This window comes from Chloroflexus sp., from assembly GCF_034432675.1.
Lineage (GTDB): Bacteria > Chloroflexota > Chloroflexia > Chloroflexales > Chloroflexaceae > Chloroflexus.
Window position 1 is genome coordinate 1 of sequence record NZ_DAOUBI010000173.1, and the last position, 22,314, is coordinate 22,314.

The following is a 22,314-nucleotide window of genomic DNA, read 5'->3' on the forward strand; positions in this document are numbered from 1 at the left end:
GGGAGCTTGCGCTTGACTCCTCCCTCCAGCACTGGTACCGGCACCATGCGCACCGGAGGCGTGCGCTCCCAGCTCCCGGCTGGGGAGCACGCCCGTTATCACGCCCCCGACCCGCTCCGGCACGCGGGCAATGCAATATTCGACTTATGGGTAATGCATAGCCAGCGGGGGGAGGTTAGGAGGGGAGGGCCGGGATTGCGGTTGACGGCGGCTGCGTTCTTTTGCGCTGTCCGTTCCTCCCCCCAGCGGGGGGAGGTTAGGAGGAGGGCCGGGATTGCGGTGAACGAAAACCATTACGGAGTACGCCCGTCACCACTCCCCCGCTCCTCGCCTGCAATGTGATCAGAGCAGTGAGATAAGCCACCCACGCCACCAATGCTTGTCGCGACGTTCCTCGCTCTGCGGGGTGCCACCACCAGTGCAGGTAGCCGGGCGGCACCTGCGGCGATGTTCAGGCATGCACAGCCGCTAAGGCACTTCTAAGCCCAAACGGAGGAACTACCATCCGGCAAGCACGTGCACAACTGGCGCGTGAGGGAAGGGGACTGGTACTGTGCGCACCGGAGGCGCACGCTCCCAGCTCGCGGCGAAGGAAGGGGAGCACGCTACTCCCCATTCCCCCGCTGTGAGCGGAGCGGAGGAATGCTATAATGGACTCGGCCCCGCACAATAAATGAAGAGGAGCGATGTATGCCCCACACTGAGCCAAACCCTGCGCTGATTAGCGCCATTGAAGAGGTGCAACAGCGCGTGCTCTGGCTGTCAACGCTGATGATCCATCACGCTAACCATGTGCGTCCCAATCTGGATGGGGTAAAGGTGGGTGGTCATCAGGCGTCTTCTGCGTCAATGGTGACGATGTTAACCACGTTGTATTTGTGTTATCTGCGACCTGGTGACCGGGTCTCGATTAAACCACACGCTTCACCAGCCTATCATGCGCTCCAGTACTTGCTCGGTCGGCTCGATACCCGCTATCTCACGCAACTGCGGGCATTTGGCGGTTTGCAGGCTTATCCGTCACGCACCAAAGACCCTGATGCGCCCGATTTCTCGACTGGATCGGTCGGTCTGGGGGCAGTAGCCCCGGCCTTCGCCGCGCTCAGTGCTCACTACATTGAAGCCCACTTCGGCAAACCGGCAACCCAACGCTTTGTCGCGCTGGTCGGTGATGCTGAACTCGATGAAGGGAACGTCTGGGAGGCGGTGATCGATCCGGCGCTCGACCAGCTCGACAACTTGCTCTGGGTCGTTGACCTTAATCGTCAGAGCCTGGATCGGGTGGTGCCCGGTATTCGCGCTGCCCATCTCAAGCGATTGTTTGCCGAGAGCGGCTGGCGAGTATTAGAAGCCAAATATGGTGGGCGACTTCAATCGCTCTTTGCCCAGCCGGGCGGCGAGGCGTTACGCGCACGCATTGACGAGATGAGTAACGAGGAGTATCAGGCTCTCATTCGACTCAATGGTCGCGATCTACGTCCACGACTGATCAATAACGATGAGCGATTGGCCCGTCTGTTGGCCCAGGTGCCCGACGATGAGTTACCGGCGACACTGGCCAATCTGGGTGGTCACGATGTGGGCGAACTCCTGGCGACGCTGGCCGCAGCCGATGCCGAACCGCGCCGACCAACCATCATTTTTGCCTATACGATCAAAGGGTGGGGATTACCGATTGCCGGCAATCCACTTAACCACTCGATGCTCCTTAGCCCAGAGCAGATCGAGGCCCTGCGCGAACAGTTTGCCATTCCACCCGGCCACGAATGGGATCGGCTGCCCGAGAATTCGCCGGGCGGGAAGTTATGCGCGGAAGCGGCCAGGCGGCTCTACGGTGTGGCGACGCCCCCGCTTTCGCCACCAGCCATCCCATTACCCGATGAGATTATCGTTCCGACCAGCGGTACAGTCAGTACCCAGGACACATTCGGGCGCTTTATGGTGCGGCTTGCCGACATCGCCGGCCTGCGCGAACGCATCGTCACCGCGTCACCCGATGTTTCGGTGTCTACCAACCTGGCCGGCTGGATCAACAAGACCGGCGTGTTTGCCCGGCGCGAAGAACCAGACTTTGAAACCGAAGCCTACCGTATGTTGCGCTGGCGACGCTGGCCGGGTGGGCAGCATATCGAGTTGGGCATCTCGGAGATGAATCTCTTTATGCTGCTGGGCATGTTCGGTATCGCCGGCGATCTCATTGGGGAGCCGCTGATTCCGATTGGTACGGTGTACGACCCGTTTGTCTGTCGCGGGCTTGACGCCTTCATTTACGGCCTGTATTCAGGTGCACGCTTTATTGTTGTCGGCACGCCGAGTGGCATTACGCTCTCGCCTGAAGGTGGCGCCCATCAGTCATCAGTCACCGCTTCGTTGGGAATGGAGCTACCGCAACTGGCGAGCTTTGAACCCTGTTTTGCGCTTGAGACAGCCTGGCTGCTGCACGAAGCCCTACGCCTGTGTCTCGATCCGAACGGCTCAGCCAGCTACCTGCGCCTCTCGACCCGGCCAATCGACCAGAGTTTATTGCAACCCGCGCTTGATCGGTTCGGTACCGCTGAATTACGTCGACAGGTTCTGCGCGGTGGCTACCGGCTGATCGACCGTACAGATTATCGCGATCAGGCGCGATCACCACTCATACATATTGTGACCAGTGGTGTGCTGGTTCCCGAAGCGGTGAGCGCAGCCCATTATTTGCAGCGGGAAGGGGTTGCCGTCAACGTCATCAACCTGACCAGTGCCCGCCGGGTTTACGAACACTGGCGGCATGGCGACGATTTGAGCTGGCTCTTCCTGCCAGACGAACGTAAAGCACCTATCGTCACGGTGCACGACGCTGCGTCGCACGCGCTGGCATGGCTCGGATCGGTCTTCGGCGTACCCTTGCGAGCGCACGGAGTTGATCGTTTTGGACAATCGGGAAGTCGTGATGATCTCTACCGGGCCTTCCGTCTCGATCCGATGTCGATTGTCGAGAGTGCGTTTGAGCTGGTGGATAACGTGTACGGCGGCTGATGCGGGGTTAGGTCACGACCTGAATACGCTCACCGGATGCGGAAGTATGGCTTCTACACTGAGCGCTTGTGGCCTGGATGGGCAGGATCGCCGGTTTTTCGGCAAACTACCGGTTACACCACCGCATACGGTAGGCGAAGACAATACCTTCGCCTACCCATTCATACCGGCCACAACGTGTTCCTGACGTCACAGCGATTTATGCAAGAGCAACGCCGCAATCAGCGTTTGGGCAAATCGCAGCGTTGGATGGGTGGCGTTGAGCGAGTCGCCCGTTACCTGACCACTGCGCGGTAAACGCGCACGCAATGCCTCACTCAGGCGATCCAGGGCGGGATCGGATGTGGCGGTGACCAGCACAGCCGGCAGTCCATCCTCATCAGCCGCAAGCTGCTGTATCTGCACCGCCGATGATCCGGTTTCCTGCCCAACATTTGCCATCTCGAACGTCAATGCCCGGCGGCGCAACAGCAGACGCAGGTCAATACCTATCTCCCCCGGCACAAACCGCACAACAACATCGGCCAATGATCGCTGTACAACGATGTACTGCTGAATATCACGTTCACGCGCCGGCCATGCCGCCTGCACTTCAGCCAAGGTATACCCGCGCTGAAGAACATCTCGTTCTTCCCGCCAGCGATGGTACAGTGCAGGATGCGGGTCAAAATAGACGGTCATATCGAATAATTCGACCTGCACCGGTGGGGTAAGCGTGAGCGTACCATAGGCAATAACCAGGCCAGTTGGCGCAACTCGCTCACTTCCCCGTGGCGCACCAATAGTATGGTCATAGACCGGCTTCTCGATAGTTTGACCAGCACGCAGCGCAACCAGATCGGCCGCCATGCGATCCAAATCCATCGCCGCCGGATCGGCGTCGGTCATACCGTACACGGCACGCTCAGCCCGACTGTAGCGCAGGTAGTCATCAAGATTGACCGGTGTAACACCATAGGCACCGAGTAGACGCACAATTCCCTGGGTAAGGGTTGTCTTCCCAGAGCCACTGGCGCCAACCAGTCCAAGCATCAGTGAATGTTCTCGCATAGCGTAAACTCAGGAACTCATGCGCGATTTCCAATCGGCCAGAAATTGCTCGATGCCGCGGTCGGTTAACGGATGGCGCATCGCCTGTTGCAAGACCTTAAACGGGCAGGTCGCAATATCGGCACCGGCCAGCGCCGCCTCGACAATATGCCGCGGATGGCGGATCGAGGCGGCCAGGATTTTGGTGGTAATTTCACGATCCTGGCGATAAATACCGGCAATTTCCCGAATCAATGCCATTCCATCAACACCAGTATCATCGACCCGGCCAACGAACGGACTGATGATAAACGCACCGGCCCGCGCCGCTAGCAACGCCTGCACTGAATTGAAACAGAGCGTCACATTGCAGCGAATGCCGTGTTTGGCCAGTTGGCTCACCGCCTGCAACCCTTCGGTTGTGCTCGGTACCTTGATGATCACATTCGGATGCCATGAGGCGTACTCCAACCCCTCGCGCACCATTCCCTCGGCATCGAGCGAGATGGTCTCGGCACTGATCGGCCCATCAACCAGCTCGGCAATTTCGGTGATGATCGCCTTGAAATCAGCTCCCTTTTCACGAGCAATGAGGGTCGGGTTCGTCGTCACTCCGCTAAGAATGCCCCAACTGGCTGCTTCACGAATCTCGGCTAGATTTGCCGTATCGAGATAGATTTGCATTAGTCTCCTCCGTTATTTTGGCGCCATCCGAATCGCGCCATCGAGCCGAATAACTTCTCCGTTCAACATCGGATTTTCAATGATATGTTGGGCCAATGCTGCGTACTCAGCAGGTCGCCCCAGTCGCGGTGGAAACGGTACCTGCACACCGAGCGACTCACGGGCAGCCGCCGGCAGACTCGCCATCATGGCCGTATCAAAAATACCCGGCGCGATTGTCATCACCCGAATCCCAAAGCGGGCCAGCTCCCGCGCTGCCGGTAGTGCCATCCCAACCACCCCCGCCTTTGAAGCAGCGTAGGCTACCTGCCCGATCTGACCATCGAAGGCCGCAATCGACGCCGTATTGATGATAACACCACGCTCGCCCTCATCGTTCGGCTGATTCTGACTCATCGCCTGGGCAGCGTACAGCATCATTTGAAAGGTACCGATCAAATTGACCTCGATCACCCGCTTGAAACGTGCCGGATCGTGCACGCCTTCCCGACCAAGCATCCGCTCGGCCAGCACGATCCCGGCGCAACATACCAGAACGTGCAGGCCCTGCTGCGCAGCCGCGGCGCTGACAGCCGCAGCACACTGCGCCGGATCAGTGACATCGGTGCGCACAAATTGCCCCCCGATCCGCTCCGCCAGTTCCATACCGGCAACTTCGTTCAAATCGGCAATCGTTACTCGTGCGCCGGCCCCGGCCAATCGCTCAGCCGTCGCTGCGCCCAGACCGGATGCACCACCGGTAACGAGGACCCTCAACCCTTGCAGTTGCATGATGTGCTCCTTTGCTCAACGGGCAACTGCCCACTCAAAATGCATACCATCACTGGCTCCCCTGCCATCGTAGTTCCAGTGACCACCCCAGAAGAAACCGAGGGCATTGGCAATTGGTACCAGTTCTCGCACCGAACCGCGATCACCAACCAGCGCCGCCGGCCTGTAAAAACCGTTCCACTGCGCATTAATATCAAACGCCGTCCCGTAAGCGTGATTACTCAACGTCGTTGGATTGCTGCGGATCGTCCGTGGCCACCAGGCTCCTTCAAATGTTAACACCAAATGGAGCAGACCGGCATCTTCCCAGGCCTGCCACAACCGCCGTAACTGGTCAGCGGCAACCCTATGAACCTTAATCCGCCCACCATTGGTATTCCGAAAACGGGCCAATTGCGGAATATAGACTTCGATGAGGTGACGGGCAACCCAGTCATTCGTAATGGTTATGTCATCACCACTCCGCCGTACCCACTCGATCTTCCCCAGCACCTGCTCACGCTGATTGTTCCGGTCGGTCAGAATGTTGAAATCAGGTTTGGGTGGCCAGTTGGGATCACGACGCGGCGCACCCGCCCGTACCACCTCCGGGGCATTGCGCACATCAACGGCAGGTGATGGTGACGGTGATGGCGATGGCGCCAGTGCCGGTGTCGGTGCGGGTTGCGGTGACGGTGATGGCGATGGCGCCGGTGCCGGTGTCGGTGCGGGTTGCGGTGCCGGCGTCGGTTGTACCGGTTGCACAACCGGTTTCGGCTGCCAGTTCTGCACCTCGGCCGGACGCGGCAATTCGCTCATACGGCGAATGGCCCCATCACCGCCACGGTACAACGTATCATACGCAAAGACCTGCACATCGTAGACCTGCCCGTTAATCGTCTCACGCATGACCCCACTCAACGGCGTGCCCAACTTCAATTCGATAGCCCGCTGATGAAACGGATCGGTAGGCAGATACGGAATCCCGGCCACCTTACAGGTCTCGGCCCAGATGAGAGCGTACTGCGGACTGGCCGGATCGGTCAGGCTGAGCAAGAAACAACCGGACTGCTGACTCAGCGGGGTATAGAGCGTATCACCGGCAAAGACCTGCACCGCAAAGGCGCGGTCGGCAGTCACGTAGTTACTACTGAGAGCCGGGCCAAGGCGGGCCTGCAGAGCGACGAAATGAAATTTCCAATCGGCCCGAAACTCAGTCTTCCCTTCAAGCGGCGCACGAGCGGCACTGGCTTTGAGCGCACTACGATAACTTGCCTCAATCAACGCTCGGCTCACACCGGCAGTCGGAATCGCCCCAATGTCGGGGCCGAGCAGATCGGACAGACGCTGAACAGCGGCGTACTGCGTGCCTTCATTAAAGATCGTATCGCGGGCAAAGACCTGAAAATTGTACGTCTTGCCATCGACAGCCACCGGTGGCGGCTCATTAGGTGCCAGCGGTGCACCCAGATCAACCTTTCCCCAATACAGCGAAAAGGCTTGATTAAGCCGCAACTGCGCTCCCCGTTGCCGCCAGGTAATCGTAGCCAGACCCAGCCAAAGCTCCTGCTCTGGCGACCGCACGCCACTCCCCAGCACGAACGCCGTATCGAGGGCAGGCTCTACCGGTGGGGCAGGCGGAATATACGGCTGCAACCGCACCTGACCATTGGCCCCTGACACCAGCATCCCGACATCGGCCAGTGACAGATGATGTTGGGCAACCAGCGCCGGGAGCCAGCCTGCCAGAACTGTCGACTGCGCCTCACTAAGATCGGTGACCGAAGGCGCTTCGAGGCAGAGAATCAACGCACTACGATCAAGATTACGCCAGCGCTGACGCCAGATCGCCCGCCCGGCCCCCCAACCGGCGCGTCCGGCTGTCAACGATTGATAGCGCGTTCCATCGCGAGCCAGGTAAAAATGGGGCAACAACGTTGTATCTGCCCGCTGGTAAGCAGCTAACGCAACGGCAAACGGTCGCTCATCAGCAACGACAACCACCTGTGAGATCGCACTACCCAATCGACTCTTTCCGGCGGGATCTGGTCTTCCAACCGACACAATCTCTCCATCGGCATCGCTCATAGCTTACTCCGTCACAAGTGGCGAACGCTCAAGGCTCATCGTAGCACAGGGCGGCAGAGAAGGCAATTCAGATTTCAAGTTTTATCAGCAAGACTGATCAGGATGGGTAAAACCGGCATGACACCAGCTCCGACACCCCCAACGATCTAGCCAGGCACCTCCTCAACCCGCCCATCCACACGCGAGGATGCCTGCCGCACTCACAGCACGGTCTATAGATGGTATTGATGACACATCTACCAGCCCCGACACCCCCGGCGCTCTAGCCAGGCCCGTCCTCAACCCGCCCGTCCACATGTGAGAGCACCTACCGCGCTCAAAGAGCAGGCCCAGATCACATAGATCGCTCCGCTATACGAGCAACGAACACCATACCTGTTTCCAAATAGCCAGGAAGAGCTATTGACCCCAGTGATAGACACCGCGTACAGTAGAGTTAGATACCTGAAACATATTTCTGTAAGGAGGCAGCTGTGACATGTCCCTCTCAACTCCATCGATATAGCATCGTTGCCCTGATGCTACTCATCATGTCAACAAACGCCCTGGCCCGACCCATTACTCAGACTACAACTAACACCGTCTTTATCCCGATTGTCACCAATCCACTACCACCACTCTCTAGCAACTGGCTGGAACGGGTGAACGGCTATCGGCTGCGCACCGGTGTTCCCCCTGTCACCGAAGATACTACCCTCAACAGCAATTGCTTTGAACACGCCCGCTACATGGCCGAGAACAATTACCTAACGCACAACCAAGACCCGAGCCTGCCCTTTTCTTCCACTGCCGGCCAGATCTGTGCACAACATGGTAACGCCTGGATCGGATGGGGTAGTTCGTGGGAACCTGCCGATGCCATTGACGGCTGGATGGCCTCGGTCGGTCATCGGCTCTGGCTCCTATACCCAACCACGCAAAAATTTGGCTTCGGGTTCTACACAACCGGTAATAGAAGCACAAGCGCTGCCGCGCTGGATGTACTATCGTACTTCAACAATGGCGACAGTTACCCCAACTGGCCGGTGCGCTATCCAGCACCGAACCAGACCGACATCCCACCGACGCAATTCCCGATTACGGTACATTGGCGCTATTTCGGCGACACTCCGATTGTCAGCAGTACTGCTTTACGTGTCGTGGGTGGTGGCAACATCGCGCATAGCTTCTCAACCTTATTACCGGTTGGACACAAGGGGATCGTGATCACGCCGACACTCAACCTTCCCCCCAACACATTGATCGAGGTTTCAGTCAACGGATCATACGCAAGTCAACCGTTCAGCTACACCTGGCAATTTCAGACGGGCAGTGGGAATTGATGGAGCTTATGTGTATCGCCTGTGCTGCTGTAACACCTTACAGGCGCCCAGGCTCATGAACGTTGACAATGGACACCAGACGGTATAGCCTGCTTTCTGCATGACCAACAGGCAGCGAGAACTGTGGCCGTCCTCTACCCAATCACGCATTGGATTGGGTTTCTACGCTCCGTGATATGTGTCGCGGCGTGTGAAGTGCGGCAGCGCGGCTGCCGCACTCACCGTACTCAGTATCAGGCGCGTGTCGCACCGGTGACCTGCACGACGTTCATTATCGCTACGATCACCCGGTTTCAAGGAGATGACTTCTCCATCGCTTACACAGCCGTCTACCGGCATACCAAGCTCTTGGGCCTGGTATGCACGTCGTAACCTGTCCAATACCATCTTTCCAGGTGGGACAGGCGAAGTCAACACCTTCACTAACTAAGAGGACAGAGCTCGGTACAGATTCCTCACCGGCCATGCATCATATCTGCACCGGCGGCAGCCCTTCCATCGCAGCGTAATAGCGCAAAATAGCCGCAACGTGCTCTAAATCCTCAAGGATGAAGTAGGTTTCATGCATCGAATAGGCCGCCCCTGGTGTATTGGCAACCCGTCGAATATCAAAGGGAACCCGCGGCGTGTCAGGGGCAAAGGCGTGGTCGAGTTCACCAATCGACGACAGCAGACCGGCACCAAAGGCGCGTAACTCACCATCTTCGCGGATCAGACCAAACTCGATGCTGTACCACCAGAGACGGGCAATTTCGAGCCGCTGCCGTTCATCGCCGGCAAAGTAGAGCGGCCCAAACGCCTGGGCAATATCGGCAAACCGCTGATCGGTGAAAAACGCCAGATGGCCGATGTACTCGTGGAACAGATCGGGGAGCGGTGTGAAATCAAGCTCGTCCATGCGCCGAATGTAATTGGTGACCGGAAAACGTCGTTCGGCGATATGCTCGAACCATTCGGTGGGATTGAGATACTCGTTTTGAGCGTCACACAACGTCCAGCCGGTCATTGCGGCCAGCCGTTCGCTTACCTGTACCGGATTGGGGAGACGCTGCAAATCGAGATTGAGTTTACGAAACCCTTCGTGGAAGAGCCGACAAGCGTAGCGATCAAGCCGGGGAACTTGGCGTGCACAGAGTGTTGCCCAAACCAGATGGTCTTCCTCAGTGTAGGCAGGCATCGCGGGCGGAGCAATGGTTGTCATGACAATACCCCCTTGTATTGTATGCTGCTGAATCGTCAACGAACGGTGAGCATCGCCCAATACTCACCGTTCGCTTACCACATTAGAAGAACCCCAACTCTTCCCGCGCCTCTTCTGACATCATCGAGGGATTCCAGAACGGCGTCCAGACCAGATTAATTTTGACGTTTTCAAGCTCCTTGTAGACTTCTTTCAACGCCATCACTTCCCGGCGAGCCTGTTCGAGTATCTGCGGCCCTGCCGGACAGGCCGGTGTGGTCAGGGTCATGTCGATATCAACGGTCTTGCCGCCATCGAGAATATCAATGCGGTACACCAGACCGAGATTGACGACATCTAGGCCGATCTCCGGATCGACCACATTCTTCAACGCTGCCCGAACCATATCTTCAGTAATCATACGATCCCTCTTTCTTAACCGTGGGTTACCACTTGCATGATACCATACACGGCGGACAACAACGACACGATACACGAGGATGAACACCATCATGATCGATATATTAGCCAACAACCCTCTCCTGCTACTCTTTACGGTATCGGCAATCGGCTACCTGATCGGCAGGATCAACATCGGTGGAATCGGTCTTGGGGTGGCAGCCGTACTCTTCGTTGGGCTAGCCTTTGGCGCACTCGATCAACGACTGCGGCTGCCCGACATCATCTACCTGCTCGGTCTGGTCATCTTCGTCTACACGATTGGCCTGAGCAGCGGCCCCGGTTTTATCGCCTCCTTTCGCCGACGCGGGCTACGTAACAACCTGTTTGTGGGTGGAATCATCGTCGTTGCCGCCGGTATTGCTGTCGTGCTGCGCACGATCCTGGGTCTCAACAGTGCGCAAACCGCCGGTCTCTTCGCCGGCAGTCTGACCAACACCCCTGCTCTGGCAGCGGTCATCGAGCAGTTAAGTCAACGTGGCGCAGATGAAGCGCTCCGTGCCGAACCGGTGGTCGGCTACTCGGTGGCTTACCCGGTTGGTGTACTCGGCATGATCCTCGCCATCTACCTGACGCGCCGGCTCTGGCGGATCGATCTGGAACAGGAAAGCCAGCAGCTCCGCGAATTCGGGGCAGTTGGCGAACACCTGATCAACTGCACTATTCGCGTGACCAACGCCAATGTGGACGGGCAAAGTATTGCCGAACTGGTTAAAGCTAATGGCGGGAACGTCATCTTCAGCCGACGCCAACATGATGGCCGGATCGAGCTGGCGACCGGAGCAGCCCGGCTCAATACCGGTGACCTGATCAGTGTCGTTGGCTCGCCGGAAGCCGTGGCCCAGGTCACGGCTGTGCTGGGTGAGCCAACCGACGAGCAACTCATGCTCGACCGTCATACCCTCGACTTCCGGCGTATCTTCGTCTCCAATCCGGCGGTTATTGGGGTGCCACTGCGTATGCTCAACCTGCCCTCAACCCTGGGAGCGGTCATCACCCGCATTCGCCGTGGTGATGTCGAACTCCTACCGCACGGCGATACAGTGCTTGAACCCGGTGATCGGGTGCGTGTTGTCACCCAACGCGACAACATGGATCGGGTCAGCGCCTTCTTCGGCGACTCCTACCGTTCGCTGGCCGAAATTGACGTGGTTTCGCTGGGGTTGGGTACCGCACTCGGCATGCTGGTGGGACTGATCCCCATCCCGCTACCCGGTGGGGGAAGTTTCTCGCTTGGCCTGGCCGGTGGCCCGCTGATTGTCGCCCTCTTCCTCGGCTGGCGTGGCCGCACCGGGCCGATTATCTGGAGCCTGCCGTACAGCGCCAATCTCACATTACGCCAGGTTGGCATGACCCTCTTCCTGGCTGGTATTGGCACCCGTGCCGGCTACAGCTTCTTCACCACTATCACCCAGGGCAATGGCCTGTTTCTCTTTATCGGTGGTGCGCTGATCACGATGCCGGTTGCCCTACTCACCCTCTTTATCGGGTATAAACTGCTCAAGATACCGTTCAGCCTGCTGATCGGAATGCTGGCCGGCCTCCAGACCCAACCGGCAGTGCTGGCATTTGCCAACGAGCAGACCGGCAACGAAGCACCCAATATCGGCTATGCGATGGTCTTCCCGACAGCCATGGTTGTGAAGATCATTCTGGCCCAGATTCTGCTTGGATGAAGGTGACGGGATACCTGCGCAACGGTTGGTTATGTGCACCACGGCGGCACGGCGGGCACAGAGAGTTTCATGTGAACCCTCGCTGTGTTTTCCAGGTCTCGGCAACGCGATCCTGCCAGTGCCCTGGTTGGTTAGTTGTTCGACACGCCAGTCGTTCGACTTGACAGCCATATTGATATAAGGTATCATTTCACTGCTGCATCCATCAGTACCTTTTTTGGTCAATCAAAAATGATATAATGTATCAATATGGAACAACAAATGCCCACCTCTCAACCAATACCCGTTACCGTCCTATCCGGATTTCTCGGTAGCGGCAAGACGACCCTACTCAACCACGTACTGACCAATCGGGCCGGTCTTCGGGTAGCAGTCATCGTCAACGATATGAGCGAGGTCAATATCGATGCACATTTAATCCGTTCGGGCGGTGCTGCACTCAGTCGCACCGAGGAACGATTAGTGGAGCTGACGAACGGCTGTATCTGTTGTACCCTCCGCGAGGATTTGCTCATCGAAGTTGCCCGTCTGGCCCGGACAGGCCGATTCGACTATCTACTGATCGAGTCGACCGGCATTGCCGAACCCCTACCGATAGCGGAGACGTTTACCTTTCCTGGTCCTGATGGCACTTCCCTGAGCGAGATTGCTCGCCTCGACACGATGGTTACGGTCGTTGACGCCTTTACCTTTCCACGTGACCTGCATTCGCTAGACGAATTGCGTGATCGTGATCTAGCTGTCGGTGACGACGACGAACGGACAGTGGTTGATCTACTGATCGATCAGGTGGAGTTTGCGGATGTCATTGTCCTAAACAAGATCGATCTGGTGAGTGAAGCCGATCTGATCCGGCTTGAAGCACTCTTGCGCAAACTGAATCCAGAAGCTCGCCTGATCCGCAGCGTGTTTGGGCAAGTTCCTCTCGACCACATTCTCAACACCGGACTGTTTAGCTTCGAGCGGGCAGCACAGATGCCGGGCTGGCTCAAGGAACTGCGTGGCGAACACACACCCGAAACGGAAGAATACGGGATTAGCAGCTTCGTCTTCCGTGCCCGGCGACCATTTCATCCGCAGCGATTATGGGAGCTGCTCCACGAGGAATGGCCGGGAGTGCTGCGCTCGAAGGGTATCTTTTGGCTGGCAACCCGTATGCACCAGTGCGGAATCTGGTCGCAAGCCGGTGCTTCCTGCCGCATTGAACCGGGTGGATGGTGGTGGACAGCGGTAGCCGATCAGCCGGATGATCCCGCCGAAGCAGCGGCACTGGCCGCGATCTGGGACGATCAGTGGGGTGATCGCCGACAAGAGCTGGTATTTATCGGTCAGGACCTCGATGAAGCAGCCCTGCGAAAACGCATAACATCGTGTTTGTTGACCGATGAGGAGATGAAGCTTGGCCCAACCGGCTGGGCAACGTTTACCGATCCATTTGGAAGCTGGGAGCCGGTTATGATCCTGGACGAATGAGGATCACAACCGCTGACAACGGTAACATTCGCTCGTTGTTGACAGTGACCGTCATGATCATTTAGAACCTATCCGAAAAATCGCTTCTGAGGCATTTTTCGTAGGGCGAGATGCCATCTCGCCCCACTTTTCGGATAGGCTCTTAGTAAGTGTTACAATTTCGCAACATATTTATATCGAAAGGATTAGAAGGCATGAAAGTTGCTTACATCTTCGCTACATCAGGCCACACCGCCAGCTACAAGCTCGGCAAGATGATCCTGCCACAGCTAGAAGCCGGTAACCACGGTGCACAAGTCGTTGGGATGTTCTTCTTCGATGACAATACCTACCTGCTGCGGGCAGGTGATCCGATGGGGGAGCGGCTGGCAAAAGTCGCTGCTGATCAGGGGATCCTCTTGATGATGTGCGACCAATGTGCACTTGAACGCGGGCTGGCTGTCGGCGAACCGGGCAATTGCCGGGCAAACGGGACCGTAGCCGGCGTGCAGGTAGGATGCTTCCCCGACCTGTACGCTGCGCTGGCCGGTAACCCACCGGATCAGGTGATTACGCTCTGATACATCTCAAACTGGCAGCGAGAGGGTATATCGTTCTGACACCCTCTCGCCACAACGGAGGAACAGATATGTCACGTCGTTGTGATTTGACCGGTCGCTCTCCTTCATTTGGACACAACGTCTCATTTTCCAAGCGTCGTACAAACCGACGCTGGCTACCCAATGTCCAGGAACGACGAATCTGGGTACCGGAAGAACAGCGCTTTGTGCGCCTCAAGCTCTCGGCGGCAGCGCTGCGTGAAATTGAGCGGAAAGGTTTATTGAAAGCATTACGTGATCGCGGACTCACCCTAAAAGATGTTGAACGGCGTTCACGCGCATAACCTCTCCTTGACCGGTACAAGAGGCACGTCATCGGAGACATTGATTCAGTTGTAATAGAACGATTGGTTCGGATTTATTCGTATGCATCTGGACTGGCTCATTGTCGGTGGCGGCATTCACGGTGTACATCTGGCCCTTGTGCTGCGCGAGCGGTGTAGAATCGCCGCCGACCGTATTCGCATTATCGATCCCTACGATCATCTCCTCGCGCGCTGGGAGTCTTGCACAACCGCCTGTGGGATGCGTTATCTTCGCTCAACTGTTGTGCACCATCTTGCACCTGATCCATACGATCTGCTACGATTTGCACGCCAAATCAACGCCGAAGATCATCATTTTCACGGTCGTTACCAGCGTCCATCACTCGCTATCTTTCAAGCCCACGCGCAATCGCTCATACGTCAATATCGATTGTCGGACTATACGCTGCAAGGGCGCGTGTACGGTCTGCATCGGCGATCAACGTTCTGGGATGTGGAAACCGATCAGGGTGTGCTCTCAGCCCGAAATGTACTGCTGGCAGTGAGTTGTGGTGATCAATTACGCTGGCCGGCCTGGGCGCGTGACCTTCGTAAGGCCGGCGCAGCGGTTTATCACCTCTACGAACCGGCGTTCACCCTCGATCAGATCACCGCGCACAGTGCCGTTGCGATTATCGGGGGCGGGATCAGTGCCGGCCATCTCGCGCTCAACCTCTGCCCAAAAGCTCAGGTAACGTTGCTTATGCGTCGTCCGATCCAGGTCGCCCCGTTCGATAGCCCGCCCGGTTGGATGGGTCCGAAAGAGCTGCGTCGCTTCCACGCCGAACCCGACCCAACCCGACGGCGCACGATGATCACTGCGGCCCGCTTACCGGGAACGATGCCGGTTGAACTGGCCCAGAGTCTGCATGCCGCTGCACAACAGCAACAACTTCAGATCGTGATTGATGAAGTACACGCCTCCACCATTGCAGATGGTGCGATCACCTTACAGCTTACGCATCACCGACTGGCGGTAACAACGGTTATCCTTGCTACCGGCTTCACATCCGAACGCCCCGGTCATCCGTGGCTCGACAAGGTCATTGCCCACAATGAATTACCAACCGCACCGTGCGGCTACCCCCTGATCGGCCCTGATTTGCAATGGGCACCAGGGCTATTCGTGAGCGGCCCGCTGGCCGAACTCGAGATCGGCCCCGTAGCACGTAACATTATTGGTGCTCGTCACGCCGGTGAGCGATTGGCGCGTCGGTGTGCTGGTGATAGCTGACAGGCCGATTGTAGAACAGAGCTTCTCCGGCAAGTATCCGCTGGTGTGCCTCACCCACTTATCCACCATCTCTTGCAAATATCCGCGTCACTTTTGCGCTCCTGACCCGGTGTATATATCAGAACACCGGGTCGACCCAGGAGTGCATCGTGCTCTGCTCACGCTTCCCTCGTACCGGTGCCCCCGGTGCGCAACCCTTCGCCAATCACCGGTCAGCATGCCAGATGACCGCTGTGGTACAATACCAATCCAGAGCTGTTTCCCAACCCCTACCCACCCCAGCAGGGAGGTTTCCTTATGAGCCAACCGTCGCCCAAAACCACGCTGGTTCCCGACCCGCCATCGGCCCCAGCCGACGACCCGTTTCGCTACGGCTGGGCTTTGTGCACCGTCCCACCCCCGACGACCCATCCCACTTCGAGCAGGTGCCGCTCCCCCTCGAGGATGTCCTCCATCCCGAGGTGGGAGATTTCAGCGTGCATAGCATCCGTCACGAAACCGACCAGCGCTCCCTCACCGATGTGTGACAAGCGCGGCTGGAACGCACCGGCGAAGCCATCGTGATGAGTGACATACGCATCGCCTGGGACGTGCCCGTACTGCGGCCACACAGCCCGGACGTGATGGTGATTCCCGGCATCACCAAATGGGACAACTGGAGCACGTTTGATGTCGTGCAGGAGGGGCGGCGGCCAGCGTTGAGCATCGAAATCACCTCACCGGAGACTCGTGAGATCGATCTGGTGCGTAAAGTCGAACACTATGCACGGGCGGGGGTCGCGCAGTACGTGATCGTGGATTATCTGACGCGGGAAGAGCCGCTCCGGCTACGGTTGCTGGACTACCGGTTGATGGGAGAGCGCTACGTGCTGCACCCGCCGGACGAGCACGGACGGGTGTATCTGGAAATTGCCCGACTGTGGTTGGGTGTCGCGGACAACCACGTAGTGTGCTACAACGAGCGGGGCGAGGTGATGGGGAACTACACCGCGATGATGGAGCTGGCAGAAGCGGCGCAGGCCCAAGCCCGCCGCGAAGCTGAAGCTCGGGCAGCGGCTGAAGAGCGGGCACGGCTCGCAGAAGCACAGGCCCGCCGTGAAGCCGAGGCCCGCGCTGCCGCTGAAGCACAGGCCCGCCGTGAAGCCGAGGCGCGGGCGGCGGAAGCGGCTGCACGGGCGGCTGCTGAAGAGCAGGCCTGCCGCGAAGCTGAGGAACGAGCGGCGGCTGAGGAGCGGGCACGGTGCGCTGAAGAACAGGCCCACCGTGAAGCTGAGGCCCGGGCGGCAGAAGCGGCTGCCCGCGCTGTCGCCGAGGAACAGGCTCGCCGTAAAGCCGAGGAACGTGAAGCGATTGAAGCACGACTACGCGAGCTGGAACGTGAATTGCGTCGATTACGCGGCGAAGAGTAGAGGTACATTTCAGATCAGCCAGGAGAAGTCCTTATGGTAGCCGGCACGATTCACCCCGCCACGCATATCGGTACTGTAGCCCTCACCGTCACCAATCTTGAACGCTCACTGGCCTTTTATCAAAGCTTGATCGGTCTACGGCTTCATCAGCGTACTGCACAGACGGCTCATCTCGGCATTGGTGGCCCTGATCTCTTGATCTTGCACGAACAACCGGCATACCGCCGCTACCGTGGCGTCTGCGGGCTGTACCACGTGGCAATACTCGTTCCCAACCGCTATGAACTGGCTCGTGCGCTGGCCCGTCTCTTTCGGGCACGTTATCCAAACGCACCAACCGATCACATCATGACCAAAGCCACCTATCTCGATGACCCGGATGGCAATGGGATTGAAATCTATTGCGAGTCGCCAGAGGATGGTATCTTTGTCATGAACGATGACATCTTTTTTGCCCGTCGTGCAGACGGCAGTCTGAGTAACGGGCGTGAACCACTTGACGTAGCTGCACTGTTACGCCTGCTCTCACCCACCGACGATCTTGACGCTCCTATGGCAGCGACAACCAGCATCGGGCATATTCATTTGCACGTGGCAGATATAGATGTTGCAGTAGACTTCTACCACCGACTGATCGGCTTCGATATTCAGGGCGTAATGCGCCGTTTTCAGATGGCGATGGTCTCAACCGGTGGCTACCATCACCATATCGGACTGAACACCTGGCAGGGCGAGGTTGTCCCCTCAGCACCACCCGATGCCCTCGGTCTCCAGTGGTTTTCAATTGTCGTGCCCGATCAGAGCACACTGGCACCGATCCTTGACCGTCTCCGCGACGCAGGGATCACCGAAGAAGCACATCCGGCAGGAAGGCTGCTGCATGATCCATTCTACAACCGGATTGTTCTAACCACAAGAGAACAATTCCTGGCAAGTGCGTCGCACAGCAGCAATCTGACCTGAAAGACGCATCCACAAGAGCGCCCGTTTCCACGCGACACAGTTGGAACCACGTATGCAGCGTAGCGCTGCGTTCATATTTAACGTGCGGTGTGTAGAAGTCATCCCATCAATCCAGACACACCCGTTGTTCTCACAATCCGTAGCGTGACCGGTGAGACACGCGCATGGCACCTGCACATCGAGCACGGAAGTGTGGCTGCCGCACGCCAAACTATGCAAACGTAAACAGCACCCACTTCGGCGTGTGATGTCTGCGCGGAAAGCAGCGTGATCGTGACCGTATAACTTTTTCTGTTGACGCCAATCTCCGTCGGGAATATAATAGGGCAGCTATTTTCCCATTGGGCCCCCAGACAAATGCACCTATCAGGAAAGGAGTTGCTATGCGTCGCGTTCTCCCGGTCATTCTGCTCATAGCAATGCTGCTTAGCGCATGTGGCACCCAGGCTACCACTTCCTCTTCGTTTGAGTATCCAACCGAGGCGATTAACATTATGGCGCCGGCCTCCCCCGGCGGTGGTTGGGATAGTACTGCTCGTGCAATGCAGGCGGCACTGGCCGCGACTACCGGTCAGACTGTGCAGGTCTACAACGTGAGCGGCGCCGGCGGTACCATTGGTCTGTATTCAGTACATCAACCTGTTTGGATCTGCTGCAAATCTACAACGTGAGCGGCGCCGGCGGTACCATTGGTCTGGCGCAATTTGTGAATGAAGCCAAAGGCAAACCACACGAGTTGATGGTCGGCGGCCTGGTGATGGTTGGGGCAATTCAAACCAATAAAGCACCAGTTAATCTGTCACAGGTCACCCCCATCGCGCTGCTCACTGCCGAAGCAGAGGCAATTGTTGTGCCCGCCGAATCGAAGTATCAGACCCTGCAAGAACTCATCGCGGACTTCAAGGCCAATCCGACAGCCATTTCGTGGGGTGGCGGATCGGCTGGCGGTACCGATCACATTCTGGTTGGACTGATTGCCAAAGCTGTCGGCGTCGCCCCGGCGAATGTCAACTACATTGCCTATTCGGGCGGTGGTGAAGCGACCGCAGCTATTCTCTCCGGTGCAGTGACGGCTGGCGTATCTGGCGTGTCAGAGTTTGCCGAGCAGGTTGCCGCCGGAACCATGCGTATGCTGGCGGTATCGAGTGAGGAACGGATTGCCGGTATCGATGTACCAACCTTGAAAGAAGCTGGTGTCGATGTAGCATTGATGAACTGGCGCGCTGTCTTCGGTGCTCCCGACCTCACGCCTGAACAGCGGGCTGCGGTTATCGCCGCCATCGAGAAGATGCATGCCAGCAAAGAGTGGCAAGACGCACTTAGCAAAAATGGCTGGACTGACTTCTTCCGCACCGGTGATGAATTCAGCACATTTTTGAATAATGAAATCACTCGTATTGGGGGCGTCCTGCGCGATCTTGGGTTGGTGCAATGAATGCACACACACGGGCACTGCTTTCATTACGGCTGGCCGCATTAGCGGTGATTGGTCTGGGAGGGGTTATCCTCTCCCAGATCACTCAAATGAGCGAAAGTGCGGGGTTCACTGTCGTTGGGCCACGTGTCTTCCCAACGATTGTTGGCAGTGGTTGTTTGATCTTCGGTCTCCTCTTCTTCCTGCGGGTTACGGTTGTACCAGATCACGATCTGGTGGTTGAAGTAGCTGCCGAGGAACAGACAACCGATTGGCCAACAACGCTATTGCTGCTGGTACTGCTGGTCGCCTACGCGGTTGTGTTATGGCCACTCGGATATGTGATTGCTACGACCCTCTTCTTTCCGCTGAGCAGTCGCATATTGGAGAGCCGGCATCTGCGCCGTGATCTATTGATCGGCTTTCTGATCGGCCTCATTGTCTATCTCGCTTTCACCCGTCTCCTTGGTGTTCGCCTGCCCGCCGGTACCCTGAGCGGCTTGCTATAGGGATAGTCTGTGGACGTTATCGGTTATCTATTGGCCGGGTTCGCCAATGCGCTCACGCCACAATACCTCTTCCTAGCGGCGATTGGCGTCACCATCGGTACAGCGGTCGGTGTGTTGCCGGGCATTGGGCCAGCCCTTACGGTTGCCCTGCTCTTGCCGTTAACCTACAACTTTGACCCAACCGGTGCCCTGATTATGTTTGCCGGTATCTACTACGGCGGGATGTACGGTGGCTCTACCACCTCAATCTTGCTCAACACACCCGGCGAATCGGCATCGGTAGCCACCACCTTTGAAGGGTTTGCAATGGCGAAAACCGGGCGGGCCGGCGCTGCACTGGCGACAGCGGCGATTGGCTCGTTCGTGGCCGGTACCCTCTCGACACTCCTCCTCACCTTTATTGCGCCACTCCTGGCCCGCGTGGCGCTGCTCTTCCAACCGGCAGATTATTTCGCACTCACCGTGCTGGCCTTTGTCAGCGTCACAGCGCTGGTCGGTTCATCAATCATTCGCGGCATGATCAGCCTCTTCATCGGTCTCTTTTTCGGGCTGATCGGGATCGATATCCTCTCTGGTCAGGTACGCCTGACCTTCGGGATTGTCGAATTGCTGGACGGGATCGATGTGGTAGTGGTTGCCGTTGGTCTTTTTGCCGTAGGAGAAGCGCTCTACGTCGCCTCACAGCTCCGCTATAAACGCGAAGAGGTACTCGCCGTCCGCTCGTCCGTCTGGATGAATCGTGACGAGTGGCGACGCTCGTGGCCGGCATGGCTGCGCGGTGCACTCATTGGCTTTCCGTTGGGAGCCTTACCGGCTGGCGGTGCCGAAATTCCAACCTTCCTCAGTTACACCGTCGAAAAGCGGCTGTCGCGGCATAAAGATGAGTGGGGGAAGGGCGCAATTGAGGGGGTGGCCGGGCCGGAAGCAGCTAACAATGCCGCCTTTTCGGGGGTCTTGGTACCACTCCTGACTCTTGGCTTACCAACATCGGCAACCGCAGCAATCTTGCTGGCCGCTTTTCAAATCTACAACCTCCAGCCTGGCCCCCTCTTGTTTCAGCGCTCGCCCGATCTGGTCTGGACGCTGATCGCCAGTCTGTACATTGGGAACGTCATGCTGCTGATCTTGAATCTCCCTCTCATTCAAATATGGGTGAAGATTCTCACCATTCCGCGTCCACTTCTTTACAGTGGGATTTTGGTCTTTGGCACCCTGGGTGTTTACAGCATGGCGAATAGTTTTGTCGATGTCGTCCTGATGTACGTTATCGGTATCATCGGCTTTTTCATGCGTCGTTTCCGCATACCGGTCGGCCCAGCGATTCTAGGGCTGATTCTCCTTCCCCTGGCCGAATCGCAATTCCGCCGGGCGCTCGCCATCAGTCAGGGCGATCTAAGCATTTTCATTACCCGACCACTCTCGCTCAGCCTTCTGCTGGCAGCCCTGGCAGCCCTGCTCCTGCCCTACATGCCGGTCATCATTAAACGCATAACCGGCAAACAGGCGCAGGGTGGCCGACTCGTATTTGGGCGAGGTGAAGAGGATTGATCGGGCAATGGTACCGGATGATGCAGAGTATGCCCTCACCCCCTTGCCCGCTTCGCGGACGAGGGGAAAGTAGCGAGCTGCATTGGGCGTCCTGTTGCGGTAGACGTTTGCCGCTCGCTCCTAAACCTGCTGGAGGTAGGGGACACACCCCTACCCCAGCCCGCCCCTGCTGGGCTATGCATTACCCACAACTTGGATATTGCATTGCCCGCGTGCCGGAGCGGGTCAGGGGAGTGATGATAGGCGTGCTCCCCAGCCGGGAGCTGGGAGCGTGCGCCTCCGGTGCGCATGGTGCCGGTACTAGTGCTAAAGGGAGGAGCCAGGCGCAAGCTCCCGCCCCTGGCGGCATTCACGGACGGCCAGGACAGATGATCGAACCCAACGTCTACCCTATCAGGAAGCCCTCGATCAAACGTCTGCCCTCCCCTCTCCCACCCCCAGGGGCTATGCATGACCCACAACTGGTGTTAACCACGTGCGTATCAGCGGGGATGATCGCTATGGGTGCTGTTGTGGGCGACTGACCCGGTGGCAGTGCGCCGCTTCAGTCGTGGTATCACGTGCTGAATGGGTTGCCTTACCCGCGCATCAGGTGCGTGTCGCGCAGTTTGGCGTGCGGCAGCCATGCTGCCGCGCCAGCCGTGCTCACGATCCGGC

Annotated in this window: 17 protein-coding genes and 2 pseudogenes; 13 read left to right on the plus strand and 6 right to left on the minus strand. The window is 57.7% G+C overall.

Annotated elements, in window-relative coordinates:
• The first annotated feature begins 690 nt into the window (after nucleotides 1-690).
• Both VAE55_RS12670 and VAE55_RS12675 read left to right on the plus strand, forming a co-directional pair.
• Nucleotides 691-3,015: a transketolase-like TK C-terminal-containing protein gene (locus VAE55_RS12670; RefSeq protein WP_322816138.1), complete on the plus strand. Its 2,325-nt coding sequence runs from the start codon at nucleotides 691-693 to the stop codon at nucleotides 3,013-3,015.
• Between the two features lie 46 nt (nucleotides 3,016-3,061).
• The gene (locus tag VAE55_RS12675) at nucleotides 3,062-3,202 is read left to right on the plus strand and encodes a hypothetical protein (RefSeq protein ID WP_322816139.1); all 141 of its coding nucleotides are present in this window, start codon (nucleotides 3,062-3,064) and stop codon (nucleotides 3,200-3,202) included.
• Between the two features lie 2 nt (nucleotides 3,203-3,204).
• Here VAE55_RS12675 and VAE55_RS12680 read toward each other — a convergent pair whose 3' ends face one another.
• From VAE55_RS12680 to VAE55_RS12695, 4 genes are read right to left on the minus strand one after another with little or no spacing between them, the layout of a single operon-like run.
• Entirely contained in the window at nucleotides 3,205-4,065 is an 861-nt protein-coding gene (locus VAE55_RS12680) for a uridine kinase (RefSeq protein WP_322816140.1), read from the minus strand.
• Nucleotides 4,066-4,074: 9 nt separating this feature from the next.
• The gene (gene fsa, locus VAE55_RS12685) at nucleotides 4,075-4,728 is read right to left on the minus strand and encodes a fructose-6-phosphate aldolase (protein WP_322816141.1); all 654 of its coding nucleotides are present in this window, start codon (nucleotides 4,726-4,728) and stop codon (nucleotides 4,075-4,077) included.
• Nucleotides 4,729-4,740: 12 nt separating this feature from the next.
• Nucleotides 4,741-5,499, minus strand: coding sequence for an SDR family NAD(P)-dependent oxidoreductase (locus VAE55_RS12690; RefSeq protein ID WP_322816142.1), 759 nt, complete (start codon nucleotides 5,497-5,499; stop codon nucleotides 4,741-4,743).
• A gap of 15 nt (nucleotides 5,500-5,514) precedes the next feature.
• Nucleotides 5,515-7,566 (minus strand): M15 family metallopeptidase, encoded by a 2,052-nt coding sequence (locus VAE55_RS12695; RefSeq protein WP_322816143.1) that lies wholly within the window; start codon nucleotides 7,564-7,566, stop codon nucleotides 5,515-5,517.
• Nucleotides 7,567-8,096: 530 nt separating this feature from the next.
• Between VAE55_RS12695 and VAE55_RS12700 the strand changes: the two genes are divergently transcribed.
• Nucleotides 8,097-8,888, plus strand: coding sequence for a CAP domain-containing protein (locus VAE55_RS12700; RefSeq protein WP_322816144.1), 792 nt, complete (start codon nucleotides 8,097-8,099; stop codon nucleotides 8,886-8,888).
• Nucleotides 8,889-9,357: 469 nt separating this feature from the next.
• On the opposite strand, the gene VAE55_RS12705 is transcribed toward VAE55_RS12700, so the two are convergent.
• Together VAE55_RS12705 and VAE55_RS12710 are read right to left on the minus strand one after the other, a co-directional pair.
• A complete protein-coding gene (locus VAE55_RS12705) occupies nucleotides 9,358-10,089 on the minus strand; it encodes an amino acid hydroxylase (RefSeq protein WP_322816145.1) in 732 nt (243 codons plus the stop codon).
• An 82-nt stretch (nucleotides 10,090-10,171) separates the two neighbouring features.
• Nucleotides 10,172-10,489 carry a metal-sulfur cluster assembly factor gene (locus VAE55_RS12710; RefSeq protein WP_012258652.1) on the minus strand — a complete coding sequence of 106 codons (318 nt, stop codon included), beginning with the start codon at nucleotides 10,487-10,489 and terminating at the stop codon, nucleotides 10,172-10,174.
• A gap of 91 nt (nucleotides 10,490-10,580) precedes the next feature.
• Between VAE55_RS12710 and VAE55_RS12715 the strand changes: the two genes are divergently transcribed.
• From VAE55_RS12715 to VAE55_RS12765, 10 genes and pseudogenes are all read left to right on the plus strand, one after another.
• Nucleotides 10,581-12,203 (plus strand): aspartate:alanine exchanger family transporter, encoded by a 1,623-nt coding sequence (locus tag VAE55_RS12715; RefSeq protein WP_322816146.1) that lies wholly within the window; start codon nucleotides 10,581-10,583, stop codon nucleotides 12,201-12,203.
• A gap of 261 nt (nucleotides 12,204-12,464) precedes the next feature.
• On the plus strand, nucleotides 12,465-13,676 hold the full coding sequence (gene zigA, locus VAE55_RS12720) for a zinc metallochaperone GTPase ZigA (RefSeq protein WP_322816147.1): 1,212 nt from the start codon (nucleotides 12,465-12,467) through the stop codon (nucleotides 13,674-13,676).
• Nucleotides 13,677-13,870: 194 nt separating this feature from the next.
• Nucleotides 13,871-14,236, plus strand: a complete 366-nt coding sequence (locus VAE55_RS12725) for a SaoD/DsrE family protein (RefSeq protein ID WP_322816148.1) — start codon at nucleotides 13,871-13,873, stop codon at nucleotides 14,234-14,236.
• Nucleotides 14,237-14,304: 68 nt separating this feature from the next.
• Complete coding sequence (gene rpmB / locus VAE55_RS12730; RefSeq protein WP_322816149.1) at nucleotides 14,305-14,559, plus strand: 50S ribosomal protein L28; 255 nt, start codon at nucleotides 14,305-14,307, stop codon at nucleotides 14,557-14,559.
• Between the two features lie 82 nt (nucleotides 14,560-14,641).
• Nucleotides 14,642-15,814 carry an FAD/NAD(P)-binding protein gene (locus VAE55_RS12735; RefSeq protein WP_322816150.1) on the plus strand — a complete coding sequence of 391 codons (1,173 nt, stop codon included), beginning with the start codon at nucleotides 14,642-14,644 and terminating at the stop codon, nucleotides 15,812-15,814.
• A 297-nt stretch (nucleotides 15,815-16,111) separates the two neighbouring features.
• Nucleotides 16,112-17,223, plus strand: a pseudogene (locus VAE55_RS12740) (Uma2 family endonuclease).
• A 33-nt stretch (nucleotides 17,224-17,256) separates the two neighbouring features.
• Nucleotides 17,257-18,186, plus strand: a complete 930-nt coding sequence (locus VAE55_RS12745) for a VOC family protein (protein ID WP_322816151.1) — start codon at nucleotides 17,257-17,259, stop codon at nucleotides 18,184-18,186.
• Between the two features lie 383 nt (nucleotides 18,187-18,569).
• A pseudogene (locus tag VAE55_RS12755) lies at nucleotides 18,570-19,621 on the plus strand (Bug family tripartite tricarboxylate transporter substrate binding protein).
• Nucleotides 19,618-20,109 (plus strand): tripartite tricarboxylate transporter TctB family protein, encoded by a 492-nt coding sequence (locus VAE55_RS12760; RefSeq protein WP_322816154.1) that lies wholly within the window; start codon nucleotides 19,618-19,620, stop codon nucleotides 20,107-20,109. Before VAE55_RS12755 ends, VAE55_RS12760 begins: the two are co-directional and overlap by 4 nt.
• A 9-nt stretch (nucleotides 20,110-20,118) precedes the next feature.
• Nucleotides 20,119-21,657: a tripartite tricarboxylate transporter permease gene (locus VAE55_RS12765; RefSeq protein ID WP_322816155.1), complete on the plus strand. Its 1,539-nt coding sequence runs from the start codon at nucleotides 20,119-20,121 to the stop codon at nucleotides 21,655-21,657.
• Nucleotides 21,658-22,314: the final 657 nt, after the last annotated feature.